This window comes from Glutamicibacter sp. HZAU (assembly GCF_004100365.1).
GTDB lineage: Bacteria > Actinomycetota > Actinomycetes > Actinomycetales > Micrococcaceae > Glutamicibacter > Glutamicibacter nicotianae.
In genome coordinates this window covers 211,728-229,871 of record NZ_SCKZ01000001.1, presented here as the reverse complement: position 1 = coordinate 229,871, position 18,144 = coordinate 211,728, and the positions used below count along the sequence as shown (strand labels likewise).

The following is an 18,144-nucleotide window of genomic DNA, read 5'->3' as shown; positions in this document are numbered from 1 at the left end:
CGCCTTTCGCGAAGAAGGAAGCCTAGGGAATGGTGATGATCTGGCCTGCGTAGGCCAGGCCGCCGCCGAAGGCGAACAGCAGCGCCTTGGACCCCGAAGGCAGCGGCTCCTCCGAAGCCATCAGCTTGGACAGCGCCAGCGGCACCGAGGCGGCCGAGGTGTTGCCTGAGTAGACCACGTCGGTGGCCACGCGTGCGTTCGGTGCGCCGATCTTCTCGGCCAGCGGCTCGATAATGCGCAGGTTGGCCTGGTGCAGGACGATGGCGTCCAGCTCTTCCGGCTTCATGCCCGCACGCTCGATAATCTGCGAAGCGATCTTCGGCAGCTGGGTCACGGTCCAGCGGTAGACGCTCTGGCCATTCTGCGCGAACTTCATGTCGTTCTCGGCCTCGATGCGCACGGCATCGGACAGCGACGGGACCGAACCCCACACGACTGGCGAAATGCCATTGTCCTCCGACGCGGTGATCACGAAGGCGCCAGCGCCATCGGCGGTGAGCACGCAGGTGGTGCGGTCGGTGAAGTCGGTGTAATCGGTGAGCATTTCGGAGCCGATAACCAGAGCGTTGGTGGCGGTGCCTGCCGCGATAGCACCTTGGGCGATGCCCACTGCATGGGCGAAGCCAGAGCAAGCCACATTGACATCCATGGCGGCAGGGCCCTGCTCCATGTTCAGTGCCTCGGCAACGCGGGCCGCCATATTCGGCGAGCGGTCGGTGGCGGTGCAGGTCGCGACAACAATCAAATCGATATCTGCTGCCTTGATGTCCGCCGAATTGCCGAAAGCCATCTCGGCGGCCTTGATGGCCATGGAGTCGACGGTTTCAACACCGGTGCCCCAGCGGCGTTCCTCGATGCCGACGCGGCGGGTAATCCACTCGTCGCTGGTTTCCACCAGCTTCTCCAGCTCGGTATTCGGGACGATGCGCTCTGGCTGGAAGTGGCCAAAGGCGACGACTTTGCTGCCGGTCATGGATATAGCTCCTCGGTGGATTCAAAACTTCTCTCTTCAAGGTTAGTCGTTTTGAATGCTACTCGCTGTTCATATGCGCCAGAAAGCATGTAATACGGGGTTTTCCCTGTCTTAGATAGCCCATTTGTCCGGCATTCGGGGAACCTTGATTCTTCAGGACTTCATATGGTGTCGGCGCCCTGTTCACCTGCTGGCCAAACCTCCGGCGTTCAATGGGATGAAATGCGGCAGCCGCACGGGAGGGAATAGATGGAGCGTCTGACGATCATCCAATTGAGCGACACCCACCTGCACCCCGAAGGACAGCTGCTTCACGGGACCATTGATTCGTGGCAGCGCACCGAGCAGGCGCTGGAAGCGGCCGCATGCCTGGAGCCGGATGCCATCGTGGTGACTGGCGATATCGCCGACCGCGGTTCGCCCGTCCATGAGCGGGCCGCCGAGCTGTTCAACCGGACGCAGCGTGTACTGGACTGCCCGGTCATCAGCGTGCCGGGCAATCATGACCCGTTGGGAGCGGTGGGGGAGTGGTTCAACACCAGGCGCCTGTCCACCGGTCCCCGTCCAGCCGACACGGTGCACGAGGTCCACGGGCTTCGAATCATCGGCCTGGACAGCGGGGGATTCCAACTGGCCCTGGGGAACCTTGAACGCGAGCAGCTCGATTGGCTTTCCATGCTCCTGGCGGCGCCAGCACCGCGCGGATCCCTGCTGCTGTTGCACCATCCTCCGGTGGAGGCCACCAATGAGGCCCGTGCCGGACGTGGACTGCAGGACCCCATGGAGCTGGCGGCCATTACCGCCGGTAGCGATATCCGTGCGATCCTTTGCGGCCACTACCACCAGGCGTCCACCAGCCAGCTGGTGAACACCCCGGTGTTCATGGCTCCTGCAGTGTCCTACAACATGAATCCATTCGCCCCGACCCAGATCGTTGCCGAGCCCGCGACGGCATTCAACGTCATCAATGTCGGCGCAAAAACAGTGGACGCGTTCGCTGCGTCCAGCGACCAGTGCCCTGCGCAGAACGAAAGCCCGGCCCTGCCCGCGCCAGTCAAGAGTTCGCAGACCAGCAACTGACTCGAAGAACAGAACTGAGCACCGGGCGCGTGTCGCCGCGGTGCAGGCCAGAAAGAAGAAGACGATGAGTGCACAGAAACTAGTACTGATCCGCCACGGACAGACCGAATGGAACAAGGCAGGACGACTGCATGGACGCAGCGACCTGCCGATGAACGACACGGGCATCTGCCAAGCCCAGCAGCTCGCCGCCGAGCTGGCGCCTCAGGGACCGTGGGATGCTGTGTATTCCTCCCCGCTGTTCCGTGCCCGCCAAACCGCGCAGATCATTGCGAACAGCATGGGCATCCGCGCCCTGCACGAGAACCCGGAACTGATGGAGCAGGACTTCGGCAATCTGGAAGGCACCCTGGTTGCCGGTGGTGCCGATGAGCAGCGCCAGCTGCTGGTGGGCACCGGCGAAACCGAAGAGCACCTGGTGGGCCGTGCAGTGAATGCGCTGTTCAAGATCTGCCATCAGCATCCGGGACAGAATGTCCTGGTAGTCAGCCACAGCGCCTTGATCTGCTCGGTAATCGCTGCGCTCACCGCAGAAAGCAACCCGCGGATGGCCAATGGAACCTATGTCGAACTGGACCCGCAGCTGCTGATCAACCACGTATCGCGGGAGCCGCTCTGGCATTAGAAACAAAGCGTAAGGCACAGCATCGAAACATCAAGCGGTCAGCTCGAGAATTCTTGCTCTTGATCCACTGGGACAACGAAAAAGCCGGTGCGGCCTGATCCCAGCAGGACCCGGCCGCACCGGCTTGTTAGCAGGTGGCTACAGCGAGCGCAGGACCAATGCGGTGCCCTGGCCGCCACCGCCGCAGATGCCGATGGCACCCAGCGAACCGGCAGGCAGTTCATGCAGCTGGCGGGCCAGGGTGCCGACGATTCGTGCACCGGAAGCACCGATCGGGTGGCCCAGGGCGATGGCGCCGCCATGCGGGTTCACGATGGAGGCATCCAGGCCGAGCGCCTTGGTGGACTGCACCGACACGGCAGCGAAGGCCTCGTTGATTTCCACTGCCTTCAGGTCCTTCGCTTCGGCACCTGCCTTCTGCAGGGCTGCGCTGATTGCGTTGGATGGCTGCTCGTGCAGGGTACGGTCCGGACCGGCAACAAAAGCATGGGAGACGATTTCCGCCAGCGGCTTCAGGCCCAGTCGCTCAATGGCCGCGTCGCTGGCCAGCACGACTGCCGCGGCGCCATCGGTGATCTGCGAGGAGTTGCCTGCGGTGATGGTGCCTTCCTTGGCGAAGGCAGGGCGCAGCTTGCCCAGGGACTCAACGGTGGTGTCTGCGCGGACGCCGTCATCTTCGCTGATGGTGGTGTCGCCGCGGCGGCTGGAAATGGTGAAAGGCGCAATCTCGCCGGCTGCGAAATCGCGGGAAGCGGCAGCGCGCTGGTGGGAAGCGGCCGAAACCGTATCCTGTGCCTCGCGGGTCATCGACAGCTTGGCGTTGTGCTCCTCGGTGGAGGCACCCATCGAACGCTTCTCGGCGGCATCGGTCAGGCCGTCGTATTCCAGGGTGTCGATCATTTCGATGGCACCGTACTTGGCGCCGGCACGGGCGCGCTGCACGTGCGGAGCCAGCGACATCGATTCCTGGCCGATGGCCAGGACGACATCAGCTTCGCCGCTGTTGATCAAGCGGGCACCTGCCACCACTGCTTCGGCACCCGAAAGGCACACCGCATTCACCGCAATGGCCGGAACATCCAGTGGAACACCGGCGCCCACAGCGGACTGGCGGGCCGGATTCTGGCCAGCGCCCCCCTGCAGCACCTGGCCGACGACGACCTGCTGCACCTCGCTGGGTGCCACTCCAGCGCCTTCCAGTGCCGCCTTGGCGGCGTGCGCGCCCAGCTCGGTGGCCGGAACCGCGGCGAAGACGCCATTGAACTTCACGAACGGGGTGCGGGCGTAGCCCACAATCTTTGCGGTCATGCTTTCAGATCCTCCACAATATCCACGGCAAATTCCGCTGCCGTGATTTCCTTGATGCTTTCCACGCTTTCCCCCGGGGCTACTGCACGCAGGGTCAAGCTCGAGTCCTCTATATCAAACACTGCTCGATCGGTGATGATGCGGTTGACCACGCCGACTCCGGTCAGCGGCAGGTCGCATTTCTCCACGATCTTCGATGTTCCGTCCTTGGCCACGTGGTCGGTCAAGACGATCACGCGTGGGGTGCCAGCGACCAGATCCATGGCGCCGCCCATGCCCTTGACCAGCTTGCCCGGGATGGTCCAGTTGGCCAGATCGCCGTTGGCGGCCACCTGCAGGGCTCCGAGGATCGCGGTCTGGACGTGGCCGCCGCGGATCATGCCGAAGGAGGTCGCCGAATCGAAGAAGCTGCCGCCGGGCAGGATCGTCACGGTCTGCTTTCCGGCATTGATCAAATCAGCGTCTTCTTCGCCTTCATAGGGGAAGGGGCCCATGCCCAGCAGGCCGTTCTCGCTCTGCAGCTTGACCGATACGCCGTCCGGCAGGTTATTGGCCACCATGGTGGGGATGCCAATGCCCAGGTTCACGTACTGGCCATCGGTCAGCTCGCTGGCGGCGATGGCCGCCATTTCATCTCGTGTCCACATGTTCAGGCCTCCTCTCGGCTGCGCACGGTGCGCTGTTCAATGTCCTTGACCTCATCGGCCTGGACCAGGGTCTGCACGAAAATTCCCGGGGTTTCCACCAATGACGGATCCAGGTAGTCATCGAGGATTTCTTCGGCCTCGGCGAAGGTGTGCCGGCCGGACATGGCGGCCAGCGGGTTGAAGTTCTTCGAGGTCATCCGATAGCGCAGGTTGCCTTCCGCATCCGCCTGGTGCGCCTTGACCAGGGCGATGTCGGCGAAGATGCCGCGTTCCAGGATCGCCGGCTTGCCATTGAATTCCATGACTTCCTTGCCTTCGGCAATCGGCGTTCCCACGCCGGTTGGCGTGAAGAACGCGGGGATGCCGACACCGCCAGCACGCAGGCGCTCGGCCAAGGTGCCTTGCGGGCAGAATTCAACTTCCAGATCTCCATCAAGGAACTGCTGGGCGAACAGCTTGTTCTCCCCGACGTAGGAGGCCAGGACCTTGGAAACCTGCTTGTTTTCCAACAGGACGCCCAGCCCCTTGCCATCCACGCCCATGTTGTTTGAAACGATCGTCAGGTTGGTTGCCTTCGAGTCCCGCAACGCGGTGATCAGCCGGTTCGGGATGCCGGATAGGCCGAATCCGCCTACTGCGATGGTCATGCCATCCTTGACGACGGCAGCCAAAGCAGCGGCTGCGTCATCCTGAAACTTCGTTGTCATCGATTCCTCCATGTGTCCACTATGTGGAGCTCGGATCTGCTTAGTCCCTAACGTACGTAGTCGCAGGTGAGCATGCAATAGGCCCGGAGATTTGCCGGTGAATTGGTCGGATGGTGAAGAGAAGTGGACACCCTGTCCATATCATGGACGCGTATGACGGGAGCTAGACGATGTCGAACTCGTTGCCTTCGATATCGAGCATGCAAATGGCGAAATGGCCCATCTCGGGCATGTCGTGAACGGTCTGGACCTTTGCCCCCAAACCGACTAGGCGCTCTGCCTCGTCGGTGATGATCTGCCGGCGCTGCTCGAAGCGGACACCGCGGCCGCCGCTGACCAGCAAATCCAGATGCAGGCGGTTCTTGACGTGCTTGGCTTCCGGCACCTGCTGGAACCAAATCCGGGGACCACCACCGTGCGGATCGACCAGCGACTCCGGAGCGTCGCCGGCGCCGGGCGGCAATTCATCCTCGGGCACACCCATCGACCGCCAGTAGGCGCGCCAGGTCGGATGCCCATCAGGAGCGGGCTCGGGAACGTAGCGCAGCGCCTCGGTCCAGAACCGGACCATCGCTTGCGGCTCAGCGCAGTCGATGACGATCTGCCATGTCTTTTCCATGTGCCAAATTATCCGCCGATCGGCCCCACTGCAACAGGGGTGCGGCGACAAAGTATGAAGCCGAAATCTACCAGGCCCGAACCCCCATCGTCCATAATGTGGTCATGAGCAATTCCCCGGCTGGAACCCAGGTCGTCGGACGGCTGGCCGCCGTGCTGCGCGCCGTAAGCACCTCCATGCCCGAGGGCATCACCACGACGCAGGCCGCCCGGAGCACCGCGTTGGCCCGCCCCACCGTGCACCGGCTGCTCAGTGCGCTGGCCACCGAAGGATTCTGCGACCACGATAACCGCACCGGCCGCTGGCTGCTGGGCCCCGAGCTCTACCTCATGGGCGCGGTGGCGGCCGAACGCTACGACATCAGCGAACTGGCCCGTGAACACGTGGCAGCGCTCGCCGAGGCCACCGGAGAAAGCGCGTTCCTCTCGGCCCGCCGCGGGGACGAAACCGTGTGCCTGCTGCGCCAGGACGGGGCCTTCCCGATCCGCTCCTTCGTCCTGTATGAAGGCCGGCGCTTCCCGCTCGGTGTCGCCTCGGCCGGCATCGCCATTCTTGCGTTCCTGCCCGAGCAGGGGATCGAACGCTATCTGCGCAACGCCGACCTGGAGCCGGAATACGGGCCGGCGCATTCACGCGACGAGCTGCGCAAGAAGGTCGCCGAAACCCGCCAGCTGGGCTATTCGGTCAACCCCGGACTGATCGTCGAGGGCAGCTGGGGCATGGGCGCTGCAGTTTTCGACAACTCCGGGCAGCCCGCCTGGGCGCTGAGCCTGACCGGAATCCACACCCGCTTTGAAGAAGGCCGCCGTCAGGAACTGGGCAACCTCTTGCTGCACCACGCCCATGAGCTGTCCACCAAGCTGTCCAGCCGGCCAGGCACGCTGCCGCGCTAGTTCTTCCTTCCCCTATACAAAGCTTCCTGCGGTAGTCTTTCAGATCGGCGGGAATGCAATTCCACAGGTTCCCTGCGACGCAGTACACGTGCAAGAAGGACAGAAAATTTGGGCATTATCCCGGCCGGCATCAACACCCCGCAGATCATCGTTGACGTAGCGAAGCTCCAGCAGAACATCGACCGGGTGGCCCATCGGGTGGCAAGCCAAGGGCTGAAGCTGCGCCCGCATGCCAAGACCCATAAGATGCATGAGATCGCCGAACGCCAGATGAATGCCGGTGCCGCCGGACTCACCGTGGCCACCGTGGGCGAAGCCCTCGCCTTCGCGTTGCACGGGGTCGCCAAGATCTTCATCGCCTACCCGCTGTGGGTCAATGAATCCCAGGCAGAGCGGATCATGGAGCTGATGCGCCGGGCCAAGCTGAGTATTGGCACTGACTCGGTCGAAGCCGTCCAGCAGATGGCCAAGATGCTGGGGGAGAAGGCCTCCAAGGTCAAGCTCGTCATCGAGATCGACAGCGGCCATCACCGAAGCGGCACCAGCCCGCAAGGCGCAGTTGAAATTGCCGAGGCCGCCCGTGCTTTGGGGATGCGCGTGCACGGGATCTTCACCTTCCCCGGCCACAGCTACTCGCCGGACGGCATTGACGCGGCATTGAACGATGAGCACAAGGCCCTGGCCGAGGCGGCTTTCCTGCTGCGCGAGGCAGGGCATAAGATCAAGCGGATCAGCGGCGGTTCCACACCGACGGCGGAACTCAGCGACAACTCGGTGCTGACCGAGGTGCGTCCCGGGGTCTATGTCTTTGGCGATGCGCAGCAGTTCGAGCTGGGGCGCGTGCGCTGGGAGGACATTTCGCTTTCTGTCGCATCCACCGTGATCAGCCGGCATGAAGGCGATGCGCAGATTCCCCGGCGCATTGTGCTGGACGCCGGCAGCAAGATGCTCGGCGGCGACCGCCCGGCTTGGGCTACCGGCTACGGGCGCATCGCCGAATGCCCGGAAGCCCGGATCAGTGCGCTGTCCGAGCACCATGCCACCGTGCTGTGGCCCGAAGACCAGCCGCTGCCGGCCCATGGCCAGCAGCTGCAGGTCATCCCCAACCACGTCTGCGTCGCAGTGAACCTGGTTGATACCGTGCTGGCCGTGCATGAGGACGGCACGAGCGAAGAATGGGATGTGGCGGCCCGCGGGCTGAATTTCTAGCTGCTCACGGTGTCGGCCGACGGCCACCAGTCCAGCGCCGCGTCCAGGGAAATTTGCCGATTCGCGCCACTGGCCTCATCGATGAGGTCCTTCTCGCCGACAACCACCAGCAGGCTGCGTGCCCGGGAAAAGCCGACGTAGAGCTGCTCGGTAGCGCGCTGCATGTCCTTGAAGCCGTTGACGCAGAGGATCACCACGCTGCGCTCCAGCCCCTTGAAGCCGAGCACATGGCCATAGAATTCCTCCTCATCCCGGTGGAAGGCAGGCCAGTACTCGCTGTCGATCGTGCCGTTCTCGAAGTGGTCCTGGTGAATCGGGTGGCGCCGGTTGGTGGTCAGCAACGCGATCTGGTTGTTCGCCCACCCCTCGTCCAGCAGCGCATCAACGCAATCGGAAGCGACATCCACGGCATCTTCCGTTGCGCAATTGACGTAGCGGACAGCGTAGCCCTCGCCGCCGCGAAGCCTTGAGTGGTTGCCGATGATCTCCTTGAACGTATCGGCAATCCGGCGGGTGTTGCGCAGATTATCGTCAACGTGGATCGGAACCAGCGGCATGCCATCCCCGGAGAACTGCCCGTCCCAGCGCTGGTACACATCCTGGCGGTCATCCATGAAGGCGTAGACTTCGCCGTCGGCCGGATCCTTGGTGCAGGCCAGCAGCGCTTCCCACCAGCTGCCGGCGAAGTCCTGGGCTTCGTCAACAATCACCGCATCAAGCTTCTCTTCTTCGGGCAGGGTCCGGCTCAACGCGAGCAGATGCTGCGGCAATTCCACCTCGAAGTATTCTTGGCCGTACCCATCGGGTACGCCGAGCTTCCGGGCATATTCGTGGAATTCGCCAACGTGCACCGGCTTGTTCTGGCGCCAGGTGCCCACCTCGGACTGCAGGTAGAGCCCCAGGCCCTTGTTGTAGCAGAACAGGCCGACCCGCTTGTCCTCCTTGGCAAGTTCCTTGGCCTTCTTCAACGCCATCCAGGTCTTGCCGCTTCCGGCGCCGCCAAGGAACTGCACGCGATTCAAGGAGCGGGTGCAGGAGAGCAAGATGGACTGGCGGGTGGTGAGCGTTTCCTGGATGTCCTCGTTGGACATGGCCTGGGCGTAATCGACCTCGGCCGGTGTCGCCCCCAGCGGACCGGTGTCCCCATTCGAATGCCTGACCATGCGCTCGGCGAACTCCGGAGCGAGCGTGGAGGAACCGGCACCGCGCTCTTCGATGGCTTGGTGCAGGTGCTCGACGAGGTGCTCGACCTGGCCCCGGTCAATCACCAGATCACGTGGAAGGCCCACCGATGAATAGCCGGCCGGCCAATCGGTGTAGGGGAAGCAGACGAGATCAGCGATGCGGCTGGTGAAGCGGCTGCCCATGTGCTTGCCCAGCAGTTCGCGCAGCGCATGGGATGCGCTTTGCACTTGGGCCATGGGGCTTTCCTTCAATGGATGCTTGTCCTTGGCCCCGGACTGGTACCAGGTGCCGTTCTCCACGCTGATCAGCCCGCCCTTGACCTCGATGACTGCAACGCCGACTCCGGGCAGGAGCACCAGCAGATCAATTTCGTGTTCTGCCCGCTGATGGCGCAGCTGCACTGAATGGAACAGCAATGCGTCATCCGGCAAGTCGCGGCGCAGAATCTCCCACACCTTCTGCTCGGCGGCAGTTTTGCTGGTGAATTCCGGTTCCTGCGGGTAGCAGCGCACCATCATGGCCTCCTCATCTTCTACCGGCAGTCTATCCAGTGACGCAGGCAACATGGGCACAGCGTTTCACCGCGTGCCGCCGGTGCGAAATCGCGCCAAGGGACGCAACAAGGCATGATTGGAGATATGGAAAATAGTGCTGCGCCCGCATGGGTGGCGAATTACCAGCCCGGAGTCCCTGCCGAAATCGAGTTGCCCACCGAACCGCTCAGCCGCATGTTCGAGCGCTCGGTTCGCGAAGCCGGCGACAGCTCGGCGACCGAATTCTTCGGCCGCCGCACCAGCTACGCCGAGCTGGGGGACCAGGTCGCAAAGGCCGCCGAAGGCCTGCGCAAGCTCGGCGTGCGTGCCGGGGACCGCGTGGCACTGGTCCTGCCCAACTGCCCGCAGCACGTGGTAGCTTTCTACGCGATCCTGCGCCTTGGCGCCGTCGTGGTGGAGCACAACCCGCTGTACACCTCGCGCGAACTGCGCCACCAGTTCGAAGACCACCAGGCGCGCATCGTGATTGCCTGGGACAAGGTCGTGGCCAACCTCCAGGAATTCCCCAAGGACGTGCAGCTCGACTCGATCGTCTCGGTCAACCTGCTCGAAGCCTTCCCTGCCATCAAGCGCCTGGCGCTGAACCTTCCGGTGAAGAAGCTGCGCGAAACCAAGGCCTCGCTCACCGCCCGCACCTCGGGCACCGTGGCCTGGAAGGAGCTGCTCTCCGGGCCGGCACTGGATGAAAGCCACCCGCATCCGGACGTCAACGACCTGGCGGTCATCCAGTACACCTCGGGCACCACCGGGCACCCCAAGGGCGCCATGCTCACCCACTTCAACCTGTACTCCAACGCCCTGCAGGGCGAGGCCTGGATGCTCGGGGCCAAGGAGCGCGAGGAAATCCTCTACGCGATCCTGCCGATGTTCCATGCCTTCGGCATGACCCTGTACCTGACCTTCGGCGTGAAGAAGCAGGGCCTGCTGGTGCTCTTCCCGAAATTCGACCCGGACATGATCCTGGATGCCTGGAAGAAATCCCCGGCCACTGTGTACTGCGCGGTGCCGCCCATCTACGAACGCACCGCACTGGCCGCCAAGGAACGCGGGATGTCGTTGAAGAGCGCCAAGTACTGCATCTCCGGGGCAATGAACCTGCCGGACCACGTAGTGGAGCTGTGGGAGTCGATGTCCGGCGGCCTGCTGGTGGAAGGCTACGGCATGACCGAGTCCTCCCCGGTGGCACTGGGCAATCCCTTCCACCCGAGCCGGCGCACCGGCACCATCGGCGTGCCCTTCCCCTCGACGCTGATGAAGGTCGTCGATGTGGAAGACCCGTCCAAGGAAGTCGCCCAGGGCGAACCGGGCGAATTGCTGGTCAAGGGCCCGCAGGTGTTCCAGGGCTACTGGAACAACCCGGAGGAAACTGCCAAGGCCAAGACCGAGGACGGCTGGCTGCGTTCGGGCGATGTGGTCACCGTGGACGAGGACGGCTTCGCCCAGGTGGTGGACCGCGCCAAGGAACTGATCATCACCGGCGGCTTCAACGTGTCTCCGACCGAGGTGGAGATCGCGTTGCGCCAGCATGCCGATGTTGCCGATGCCGCAGTCTTCGGCAAGCCATTGGCCCGTGGCGGCGAAATGGTGGTTGCCGCGGTGCAACTCGAAGAAGGCGCCGGCCTGAACGAGGATGCGTTGCGCGCCCACTGCCGCGAGCTGCTGGCCGCCTACAAGGTGCCCAAGCGCATCGTGCAGATCGACGAGATGCCGCGTTCGCTGCTGGGCAAGATCCTGCGCAAGCAGGTCAAGGACCAGATGTCGGACCTGGTCTAGGGACTCAGAGCCTACGGGTAGTCGTGAGTGGCGGGAGCGCGGTTGAGCTCCGGTTTAACGTATAGCGTTATTGACGCATCGCGTTAAGCGTGGCATGCTGTAGGTGTGATCAGATCCTCCGCCGACAAGGCGACTGAGCGACTTTGGCATCGCGATAAGGTGCCGTCGGTCGATCCCCGTGTCCAGAAGGCAGCCATTCGAAAGCTGACGCAGATCCATGCCGCTCGATTCCTCGACTCGCTGCGCGTGCCACCTGGCAACCGGTTGGAGTCGCTGAAAGGCGACCGTGTGGGACAGCGCAGCATCCGGGTCAACGATCAGTGGCGAATCTGTTTCAGCTGGACAGAAGGAGGTGCCGAGAATGTCGAACTCGTCGACTACCACTGAGAAGTGGGATCCCGTTCATCCAGGTGAAGTTCTCATGGAGGACTTCATCGAAGGGTTCGGGATCACCCAGAACAAGCTGGCTGTATCTATCGGCGTGCCGCCACGCCGCATCAATGAGATCGTGCACGGCAAGCGTGCGATCACTGCTGACACGGCGTTGCGCCTTGGGCGCTACTTCGGGATCGACCCACAGTTCTGGCTCAACCTGCAGGCGCACTATGAGCTGGGGCTAGCCCGGGACCGGGTGTCTGAGCAGATCGAGGCGATCACACCTCTAGCTGTCGCCTGACCAGTACAGGATTCGTTGTTCGGCGCGACCGGCAGGCGCCTGAGGACGTCGCGAAGTTGCTCGCCACGGTCCCCGAGTGATTCGCGCGGCCGGATTCCAACGAGGATTGCATCGAGGCAGCTCACTCCAAGGAGACGTGGGCTATCCGAAGCAGTGAGGGGACGGTCGTCGGCGTCACGCTGATCGATCGCCATTTTCCGCGTGTCGCTGAAGTGCACCTCACTGTCGTCATCGGGGCTGCTGAAGGCGGGTTTTGCCGAGGGCCGAGTGCTTGCCCCTCGCGAATTGAAGTCGTTGGTGCCCACCGTGAAGCTAACTGTCCAAGTCCCGTACTATAAGGTCCCAATCGGTGCCTTTGGCCTCCACGCTGGGGCTCGAGTGCGTGAGATCTACATTGGGATCGATGAGGAACCATCGCCGCTCATCGATAGAGTTCTCGACGGTGCCCGAGCCTGAGGGGCAGCACAACCAGTTCATCGTCCACGACGTCATGAACGACTCGCTAGTCACCGGTTCCGATGCGATACGCTACGGATCAGAGACCGAGCTCGGTGGCCAGATCCTCGTGCGAAATGCGTTCGGTCTCTTGGCGTGCTGCCGCCGCGGCACTAATGTCAGCTTGATCTTCCAACGCCTGGAGCGCACGATCGTAGAACGCCGGTGACACCACGACTGCGCGTCGACCAGCGCCGCAGGAGGTGATCACGACTGGCTCACGCTGTGCTGCGGCGATGAGATCGGCCTGGCGGTTGCGGAAGTCGGAGAGGGTCAGGGAAATCATGACCCTATGGTAGATCTTGTACAAGAAGGCAACATGGGTTTTGGGCTACAGGGGTTTTATGAGCGGCGGTAATGCAGTGCACCTGAGCTATCCCTTCACCGGTCTCTGGCTGGTCCAGAATAGCCCGGCAGACCGGGTGCCCAGCCACGGAACAACCCTGTTGGCCTCCTCATATGCCATCGACTTCGTCCAGGTCGATGAGCAGGGAAGGTCCGCACCAGTGACCGCCAGGACCTGGTTAGGTACAGAGGAGCCAACGAGCTTTTTCGGATTCGGGGCGCCCATTCTGGCGCCGTTCGCCGGGACCGTCATCGCGGCGGACGACTCGATGCCCGACCATCGAGCCCGACGCGGGTTGGCATCCGTTGGCTATGCGCTGACCCAACGCCAGCGGCTTGCCCAAGGTTGGCAGGCGCTCGCCGGGAACCATGTCATGATCCAAACCGGTGCAGCGGTCGTTGCGCTATGCCATCTGAAGCAGGGCAGCCTCGAAGTTGGCGTCGGAGACCACGTCGTGCTCGGGGATCCTATGGCCGCCTGCGGAAATTCCGGCAACAGCACCGAGCCGCATGTCCACGTGCAAGCCATTGATCGACTACCCATCGAACGGGCGCAAGCCATTGACATGAACTTCAACGGTCAATTGCCGCGCAACGGTGAGATCGTGCAAATTCCCGGAGCCCCGTGAGCGCTGGATCCGACGCCCAGCGTGCAGATGCAGGCAGCTGTACGCCGCCACCGTCCATGGGTGGCGGCGCACTGCTGGTAGGCGTTATTGGAGATTAGCCGCGCGACATCATGGCGGTGAACTGGGAGGACTGCCCTACGGCGCTGGCGCCGTCGATGACAAGCTCCGCGCCGGAGATGTAGGTCGACTCGTCGGAAATTAGGAACGCCACTGCCGGAGCGATGTCATCGGGGGTTCCTACGCGGTTCATGGCAGCGAGCGGGAAGGCGGCATCGATCGGTGCTCGCAGCATGCCTGCGGTCATCGGCGTGGCGATGGTGCCCGGGTGCACCGAGTTCACCCGGATGCCGTACTGGCCCAGCTCAAGCGCTGCCGACTTCGTCATGCCGCGCACCGCCCACTTGGATCCCGAGTAGGCAACAGCGTTGGCCTGGCCGCTCATGCCAGCCAGCGAGGAGATGTTGACGATGGAGCCGCCACCGGCCTCCTTCAGTGCAGGAACCACGGCCATCATGCCCAGGTAGACGCTGCGCACGTTCACGGCCAGCAGCTTGTCGATGGTCTGCGCGCTCGATGACTCCAGCGGTTCCATCTTGAGGATTCCTGCGTTGTTGACCAGGGCATTGATCTGGCCAAACGTGGCGATGGTGGTCTCGATGACCTTGGCCCAGTCTTCCTCGCTGGACACGTCGTGCTTCACGAAAATGGCATTCTCGCCCAAGGCCGCGGCCGTTTCCTCGCCCAGTTCGGCGTTGAAGTCGGTCAGCACCACCTTGGCGCCACGCTCAACCAGCAGGCGCGCGTCGGCGGCGCCTTGGCCACCTGCCGCGCCGGTCACGATAACAACTTTGCCGTTCAGGTCTTGCGCCATGATTTGAATCCTCTGCTTTTTGCGTCTCCGAATGGTTGCCAGAGGCCGTTTGCCAGGCCACTGGGGCTCCGGATAATTATAGGAAGAGATTCTTCCGCTACCGCCGGAATTGGACGGTATCCAGCCGGTTGGACCAGAGATGCTGGCTCATCTGATCTGACGTATTTTCCGGACCCCCAGAGGATTGCAGGGTGCCGTGGCACGGCCTGGGCCTGCGGGAGCGACGGAATGCCGGCTAGCGCAACCGAGGCATGGCCGAGAGCAGCAGCTTCGTGTACTCCTGTTGCGGGGCAGCGAATAGGTGGGCAGTCGCGCCCTGCTCGATGATCTTGCCTTGGTGCATCACCGCGACCGTATCGCTCATATGCTCGATGACCGATAAATCGTGGCTGATGAACAGGTAGCTGGTCCCGGTTTCGACCTGGATCCTATCCAGCAGATCCAGCACGGTGGCCTGGATGGAAGCGTCCAGTGCGGAGACCGGCTCGTCGAGGACCAGCACCGATGGCTTCGGCGCCAGCGCACGGGCAATGGCCAGGCGCTGGCGCTGCCCGCCGGAGAGCTCGCGCGGATTGCGCTCCAGCAAACCAGGGGATAATTCAACCTGTTCCAGCAGCTCCGTCACCGGAATGCGGTACTCGGCCGCGCGCTTGGACTTGCCCCGGCTCAGCACATCGGCCAGCAGCTGGCCCACGGAATAGCGCGGGTCGAAGGATCCCAGCGGGTTCTGGTAGATCGCACCCATCTGCTCGCGCAGCTTCCGGCGCTGCGGCTCATGGGCCGGGGCGAAGCGTTCGCCGAGCAGCTCGACGGTGCCGGCATCCGGTTGCTGCAAGCCCAGGACCATGCGGGCAGTGGTGGTCTTGCCCGATCCGGATTCGCCAACGATGCCCAGGGTCCTGCCGCGCGGCAGCTCGAAACTGGCCGACTCGACCGCCGTGTGCTTGCCGAAGCTCTTGGACAGCCCCTTGGCCGACAGGGCGCTGGAAGCCGTCGCGGCATCGTGCTGCATCGGTGCGGCCAACGGCCTGCTGGATGCCGACAAGGGGGCGAAGCGCGGCACGCCCGAGGGCACGGCGCGCAGCAGCTGCCGGGTGTACTCGTGCTGCGGGTTGCCCAGGATCTGCGCGGTGACTCCGGCCTCGACAATCTCGCCTTGGCGCATCACCGCGATGTCATCGGCCAGGTGGGCTACCTGGGCCAGGTCGTGGCTGATCATCAGCACGCCGCGGCCCTGCTCCTTCAGCTCGCGCAGCTGTGCGAGAACCAAGGCGGTCAGCGCCGAGTCCAGCGCGGTGGTGGCCTCATCGGCGATGACCACCTGCGGATTGCCGGCCAGCGCCTGGGCAATCAGCGCGCGCTGGCGCATCCCGCCGGAGAGCTCGGTGGAACGCTGCTTGGCGCGGCGTTCCGGTTCGGGCATGCGCACGGACTCAAGCACCTGGAACACCCGCTGCCGGCGCTGCGCCCGGGACAGCTTGCCGTGGGCCTTGAGCGCGTCGCCGATTTCCCGGCCCACCGGGCGCAGCGGATCCAGCGCCATCAGCGCATCCTGCAGGATCATCGAGACGGAATTGCCGCGGATCTGCTGCCAGCTGCGCTCGGACAGCGACAGGGCATCCTGCCCGCAGACTGCCAGCTCGTCCGCGGTCGCGGTGCCGCCGGAGAGTCCCAGCAGGCTGCGTGCGGTCACGGATTTCCCGGAGCCTGATTCGCCCACCAGGGCCAGGCAGCGTCCGGCCTGGACGGTGAAGGAAACGTTCCTCACCGCCACGGTGGAACCGAAGCTGACCGACAGGTTCCTGGCGGTGATCAATGCTTGCCCGTTCACGCGGTCCTGGCCTTTCCGCCCAGCGTGCGGCCGATCAGGGTGGCGCCGGCGGCCACGAAGACAATGGCCAGACCGGGGAACAGGCTCATCCACCAGGCCAGGTGCAGGTAGGTGCGCCCGGCCGAGAGCATGGCACCCCATTCGGGTGCTGGGGGCGGGGTGCCCAAGCCCAGGAAGGACAGTGCGGCGGCCCAGATGACCGCCTGGCCAATCCCCAAGGTCACCAGTGCCAGCAGGGGCTTCAGGGCGTTGGGCACCAGGTGGTTGCGCACGCGCAGCCAGGTGCCGCGGCCCAGCACGGTGGCCGCCTCCAGCATTTCCGAGCTCTTCAACGTGCGGATCTGGCTGCGCACAAGCCGGGCGTAGCCAGGTGCGGTGGAAAGGCCCACAGCGACGATGGCCGGTCCGACGCCGGGCCCTGTGAAGGCGATGATCAGCAGCGCCATCAGCAGTGAAGGAATGGCATACAGCGCTTCGAGCACCCGCAGGATGATCTCATCGAGCCAGCGCGGGGACAGTGCCGCGACGGTGCCCAAGATGATGGCCAGCCCCATGCCCAGTGCGGTGGCGGCCAAGCCGATGGCCAGCGAGTCGCGGGCGCCGTGGATGACGCGGGTATAGATGTCGCGGCCGGATTCGTCGGTGCCGAAGAAGTGCGCGGTGCCCGGTGCCTGGAATGCCTCGGCAGGGTTGACGGCCAATGGGTCGCCGGGAGCCAGCACCGAGGGAGCCAGCGCGATCAGCAGCCACAGTGCGATGAAGCTGAGGCCGAGGATCTTGGCGGTGCGGCTCATGAGCTCGCTCCTGCCGGGTCGATGGCGCGTTCGAGGCCTTCGGTGATGGCCATGACCACGATGTACACCAATGCGGAGAACAAGGCGATGCCGGTGACCATGGGAATGTCGCGGGCCAGCACCGCAGAGAGCAGCGAACGGCCCAGGCCCGGGCGGGCGAAGATCGCCTCGACTACCACGGCCCCGGAGAGCAGCGAGGAGAACGCCCAGCCGGTCAGGCCCAGTGCGGGCAACGCCGCATGGCGCAGGCCATGGCGCCAGAAGACTGCCAGCCGGCTCTCGCCGCGGGCCCGGGCGGCCAGCGCGAACTGGCTTGACATGGCCTCGCTGAGCGAATCGCGCATCAGCTGGGTGAGGAAGCCGGCCAGCGGCAGGGCCAGGGTCAGCACCGGCAGGACCAGGCCCTGGGTCGTGCCGTTGTCCACCGCCGGCAGCCAGCCGAGCATCGAGGAGAAGAGCATGATCAGCACCGCGCCAAGCCAGAAGTGCGGCACCGCGGCGGCAACGATTTCCACGATATTGCCCACCCAGGCGCCCACCCGGTTGGCGCGCATGGCCAGGGCTGCGAAGCACAGGGAGAGCACCCACGCGGCGGCCAGGGCGAGCAGCGCCAGCCAGAGCGTGTTGGGCAGGACTTCGCCCATGATGCCGATCACCGGTTGCTTGAGCGAATAGGAAGTGCCGAAATCCAGGCTGGCCAGCTTGCCCAGATACATCAGGTACTGGGCGGCCAGCGGGTGGTCCAGCCCGTATTCGGCGCGGGCAGCCGCCAGCGCTTCGGCCGAGGCCTGGGAGCCGGGGCCGCCCATGATTGCTTCGGCCGGGTCGCCGGGGATCAGCCGGATGGCGATGAAGATGGCGGTGGCGACCAGCCACAGCACCACTAGCGCGCCGCCGATCTTGCGCCCGGCCCAAGCAATCGTGCCCACC

At 64.0% G+C, this 18,144-nt stretch carries 19 protein-coding genes; 8 read left to right on the top strand and 11 right to left on the bottom strand.

The window, feature by feature from the left end; all coding sequences use genetic code 11:
* Window positions 1-22 precede the first annotated feature (22 nt).
* Window positions 23-973: a beta-ketoacyl-ACP synthase III gene (locus EKH49_RS01080; protein WP_128469275.1), complete on the bottom strand. Its 951-nt coding sequence runs from the start codon at window positions 971-973 to the stop codon at window positions 23-25.
* A gap of 249 nt (window positions 974-1,222) precedes the next feature.
* Between EKH49_RS01080 and EKH49_RS01075 the strand changes: the two genes are divergently transcribed.
* Together EKH49_RS01075 and EKH49_RS01070 are read left to right on the top strand one after the other, a co-directional pair.
* Complete coding sequence (locus tag EKH49_RS01075; protein WP_128469274.1) at window positions 1,223-2,053, top strand: metallophosphoesterase family protein; 831 nt, start codon at window positions 1,223-1,225, stop codon at window positions 2,051-2,053.
* Window positions 2,054-2,117: 64 nt separating this feature from the next.
* A complete protein-coding gene (locus EKH49_RS01070; RefSeq protein WP_161567411.1) occupies window positions 2,118-2,678 on the top strand; it encodes a histidine phosphatase family protein in 561 nt (186 codons plus the stop codon).
* Window positions 2,679-2,816: 138 nt separating this feature from the next.
* Here the strand turns inward: EKH49_RS01070 and EKH49_RS01065 are convergent, their stop codons facing one another.
* From EKH49_RS01065 to EKH49_RS01050, 4 genes are all read right to left on the bottom strand, one after another.
* A complete protein-coding gene (locus EKH49_RS01065) occupies window positions 2,817-3,986 on the bottom strand; it encodes an acetyl-CoA C-acyltransferase (protein ID WP_128469272.1) in 1,170 nt (389 codons plus the stop codon).
* Entirely contained in the window at window positions 3,983-4,633 is a 651-nt protein-coding gene (locus EKH49_RS01060; RefSeq protein WP_066141785.1) for a CoA transferase subunit B, read from the bottom strand. The genes EKH49_RS01065 and EKH49_RS01060 overlap by 4 nt, the downstream gene beginning before the upstream one ends.
* A 2-nt stretch (window positions 4,634-4,635) precedes the next feature.
* Complete coding sequence (locus tag EKH49_RS01055) at window positions 4,636-5,340, bottom strand: CoA transferase subunit A (RefSeq protein WP_038993256.1); 705 nt, start codon at window positions 5,338-5,340, stop codon at window positions 4,636-4,638.
* Between the two features lie 163 nt (window positions 5,341-5,503).
* The gene (locus EKH49_RS01050; RefSeq protein WP_073707760.1) at window positions 5,504-5,959 is read right to left on the bottom strand and encodes a VOC family protein; all 456 of its coding nucleotides are present in this window, start codon (window positions 5,957-5,959) and stop codon (window positions 5,504-5,506) included.
* 104 nt (window positions 5,960-6,063) lie between these two features.
* Between EKH49_RS01050 and EKH49_RS01045 the strand changes: the two genes are divergently transcribed.
* Complete coding sequence (locus EKH49_RS01045) at window positions 6,064-6,852, top strand: IclR family transcriptional regulator (RefSeq protein ID WP_066141779.1); 789 nt, start codon at window positions 6,064-6,066, stop codon at window positions 6,850-6,852.
* Between the two features lie 108 nt (window positions 6,853-6,960).
* Window positions 6,961-8,061 (top strand): alanine racemase, encoded by a 1,101-nt coding sequence (locus EKH49_RS01040; protein ID WP_128469271.1) that lies wholly within the window; start codon window positions 6,961-6,963, stop codon window positions 8,059-8,061.
* Here EKH49_RS01040 and EKH49_RS01035 read toward each other — a convergent pair.
* Entirely contained in the window at window positions 8,058-9,812 is a 1,755-nt protein-coding gene (locus EKH49_RS01035) for a nuclease-related domain-containing DEAD/DEAH box helicase (protein WP_128469270.1), read from the bottom strand. The two genes, EKH49_RS01040 and EKH49_RS01035, sit on opposite strands and share 4 nt — an antisense overlap.
* 72 nt (window positions 9,813-9,884) lie before the next feature.
* On the opposite strand from EKH49_RS01035, the gene EKH49_RS01030 reads away from it, so the two are divergent.
* The 3 genes from EKH49_RS01030 (at window position 9,885) to EKH49_RS01020 (ending at window position 12,249) form a co-directional block, all read left to right on the top strand.
* A complete protein-coding gene (locus EKH49_RS01030; RefSeq protein WP_128469269.1) occupies window positions 9,885-11,573 on the top strand; it encodes a long-chain-fatty-acid--CoA ligase in 1,689 nt (562 codons plus the stop codon).
* A 105-nt stretch (window positions 11,574-11,678) separates the two neighbouring features.
* Entirely contained in the window at window positions 11,679-11,960 is a 282-nt protein-coding gene (locus EKH49_RS01025; protein ID WP_128469268.1) for a type II toxin-antitoxin system RelE/ParE family toxin, read from the top strand.
* Window positions 11,935-12,249, top strand: a complete 315-nt coding sequence (locus tag EKH49_RS01020; RefSeq protein WP_128469267.1) for a HigA family addiction module antitoxin — start codon at window positions 11,935-11,937, stop codon at window positions 12,247-12,249. Before EKH49_RS01025 ends, EKH49_RS01020 begins: the two co-directional genes overlap by 26 nt.
* 535 nt (window positions 12,250-12,784) lie before the next feature.
* Here EKH49_RS01020 and EKH49_RS01010 read toward each other — a convergent pair.
* Window positions 12,785-13,030: a type II toxin-antitoxin system prevent-host-death family antitoxin gene (locus tag EKH49_RS01010; protein WP_128469266.1), complete on the bottom strand. Its 246-nt coding sequence runs from the start codon at window positions 13,028-13,030 to the stop codon at window positions 12,785-12,787.
* A 16-nt stretch (window positions 13,031-13,046) separates the two neighbouring features.
* Between EKH49_RS01010 and EKH49_RS01005 the strand changes: the two genes are divergently transcribed.
* Window positions 13,047-13,718 carry a M23 family metallopeptidase gene (locus EKH49_RS01005; protein ID WP_236640968.1) on the top strand — a complete coding sequence of 224 codons (672 nt, stop codon included), beginning with the start codon at window positions 13,047-13,049 and terminating at the stop codon, window positions 13,716-13,718.
* A 94-nt stretch (window positions 13,719-13,812) separates the two neighbouring features.
* On the opposite strand, the gene EKH49_RS01000 is transcribed toward EKH49_RS01005, so the two are convergent.
* From EKH49_RS01000 to EKH49_RS00985, 4 genes are all read right to left on the bottom strand, one after another.
* Window positions 13,813-14,589: a glucose 1-dehydrogenase gene (locus EKH49_RS01000; RefSeq protein WP_128469265.1), complete on the bottom strand. Its 777-nt coding sequence runs from the start codon at window positions 14,587-14,589 to the stop codon at window positions 13,813-13,815.
* Between the two features lie 235 nt (window positions 14,590-14,824).
* Window positions 14,825-16,420 carry a dipeptide ABC transporter ATP-binding protein gene (locus tag EKH49_RS00995; protein WP_128469264.1) on the bottom strand — a complete coding sequence of 532 codons (1,596 nt, stop codon included), beginning with the start codon at window positions 16,418-16,420 and terminating at the stop codon, window positions 14,825-14,827.
* The gene (locus EKH49_RS00990) at window positions 16,417-17,214 is read right to left on the bottom strand and encodes an ABC transporter permease (protein ID WP_128469263.1); all 798 of its coding nucleotides are present in this window, start codon (window positions 17,212-17,214) and stop codon (window positions 16,417-16,419) included. Before EKH49_RS00990 ends, EKH49_RS00995 begins: the two co-directional genes overlap by 4 nt.
* Window positions 17,211-18,143 (bottom strand): ABC transporter permease, encoded by a 933-nt coding sequence (locus tag EKH49_RS00985; protein ID WP_128469262.1) that lies wholly within the window; start codon window positions 18,141-18,143, stop codon window positions 17,211-17,213. Before EKH49_RS00985 ends, EKH49_RS00990 begins: the two co-directional genes overlap by 4 nt.
* Between the last annotated feature and the right edge of the window lies 1 nt (window position 18,144).

Bases quoted from the DNA above. Each gene is read 5' to 3' on its own strand.
- EKH49_RS01080 (WP_128469275.1), bottom strand. From the start codon at position 973: ATGACCGGCAGCAAAGTCGTCGCCTTTGGCCACTTCCAGCCAGAGCGC.
- EKH49_RS01075 (WP_128469274.1), top strand. From the start codon at position 1,223: ATGGAGCGTCTGACGATCATCCAATTGAGCGACACCCACCTGCACCCC.
- EKH49_RS01070 (WP_161567411.1), top strand. From the start codon at position 2,118: ATGAGTGCACAGAAACTAGTACTGATCCGCCACGGACAGACCGAATGG.
- EKH49_RS01065 (WP_128469272.1), bottom strand. From the start codon at position 3,986: ATGACCGCAAAGATTGTGGGCTACGCCCGCACCCCGTTCGTGAAGTTC.
- EKH49_RS01060 (WP_066141785.1), bottom strand. From the start codon at position 4,633: ATGTGGACACGAGATGAAATGGCGGCCATCGCCGCCAGCGAGCTGACC.
- EKH49_RS01055 (WP_038993256.1), bottom strand. From the start codon at position 5,340: ATGACAACGAAGTTTCAGGATGACGCAGCCGCTGCTTTGGCTGCCGTC.
- EKH49_RS01050 (WP_073707760.1), bottom strand. From the start codon at position 5,959: ATGGAAAAGACATGGCAGATCGTCATCGACTGCGCTGAGCCGCAAGCG.
- EKH49_RS01045 (WP_066141779.1), top strand. From the start codon at position 6,064: ATGAGCAATTCCCCGGCTGGAACCCAGGTCGTCGGACGGCTGGCCGCC.
- EKH49_RS01035 (WP_128469270.1), bottom strand. From the start codon at position 9,812: ATGTTGCCTGCGTCACTGGATAGACTGCCGGTAGAAGATGAGGAGGCC.
- EKH49_RS01030 (WP_128469269.1), top strand. From the start codon at position 9,885: ATGGAAAATAGTGCTGCGCCCGCATGGGTGGCGAATTACCAGCCCGGA.
- EKH49_RS01020 (WP_128469267.1), top strand. From the start codon at position 11,935: ATGTCGAACTCGTCGACTACCACTGAGAAGTGGGATCCCGTTCATCCA.
- EKH49_RS01010 (WP_128469266.1), bottom strand. From the start codon at position 13,030: ATGATTTCCCTGACCCTCTCCGACTTCCGCAACCGCCAGGCCGATCTC.
- EKH49_RS01000 (WP_128469265.1), bottom strand. From the start codon at position 14,589: ATGGCGCAAGACCTGAACGGCAAAGTTGTTATCGTGACCGGCGCGGCA.
- EKH49_RS00990 (WP_128469263.1), bottom strand. From the start codon at position 17,214: ATGAGCCGCACCGCCAAGATCCTCGGCCTCAGCTTCATCGCACTGTGG.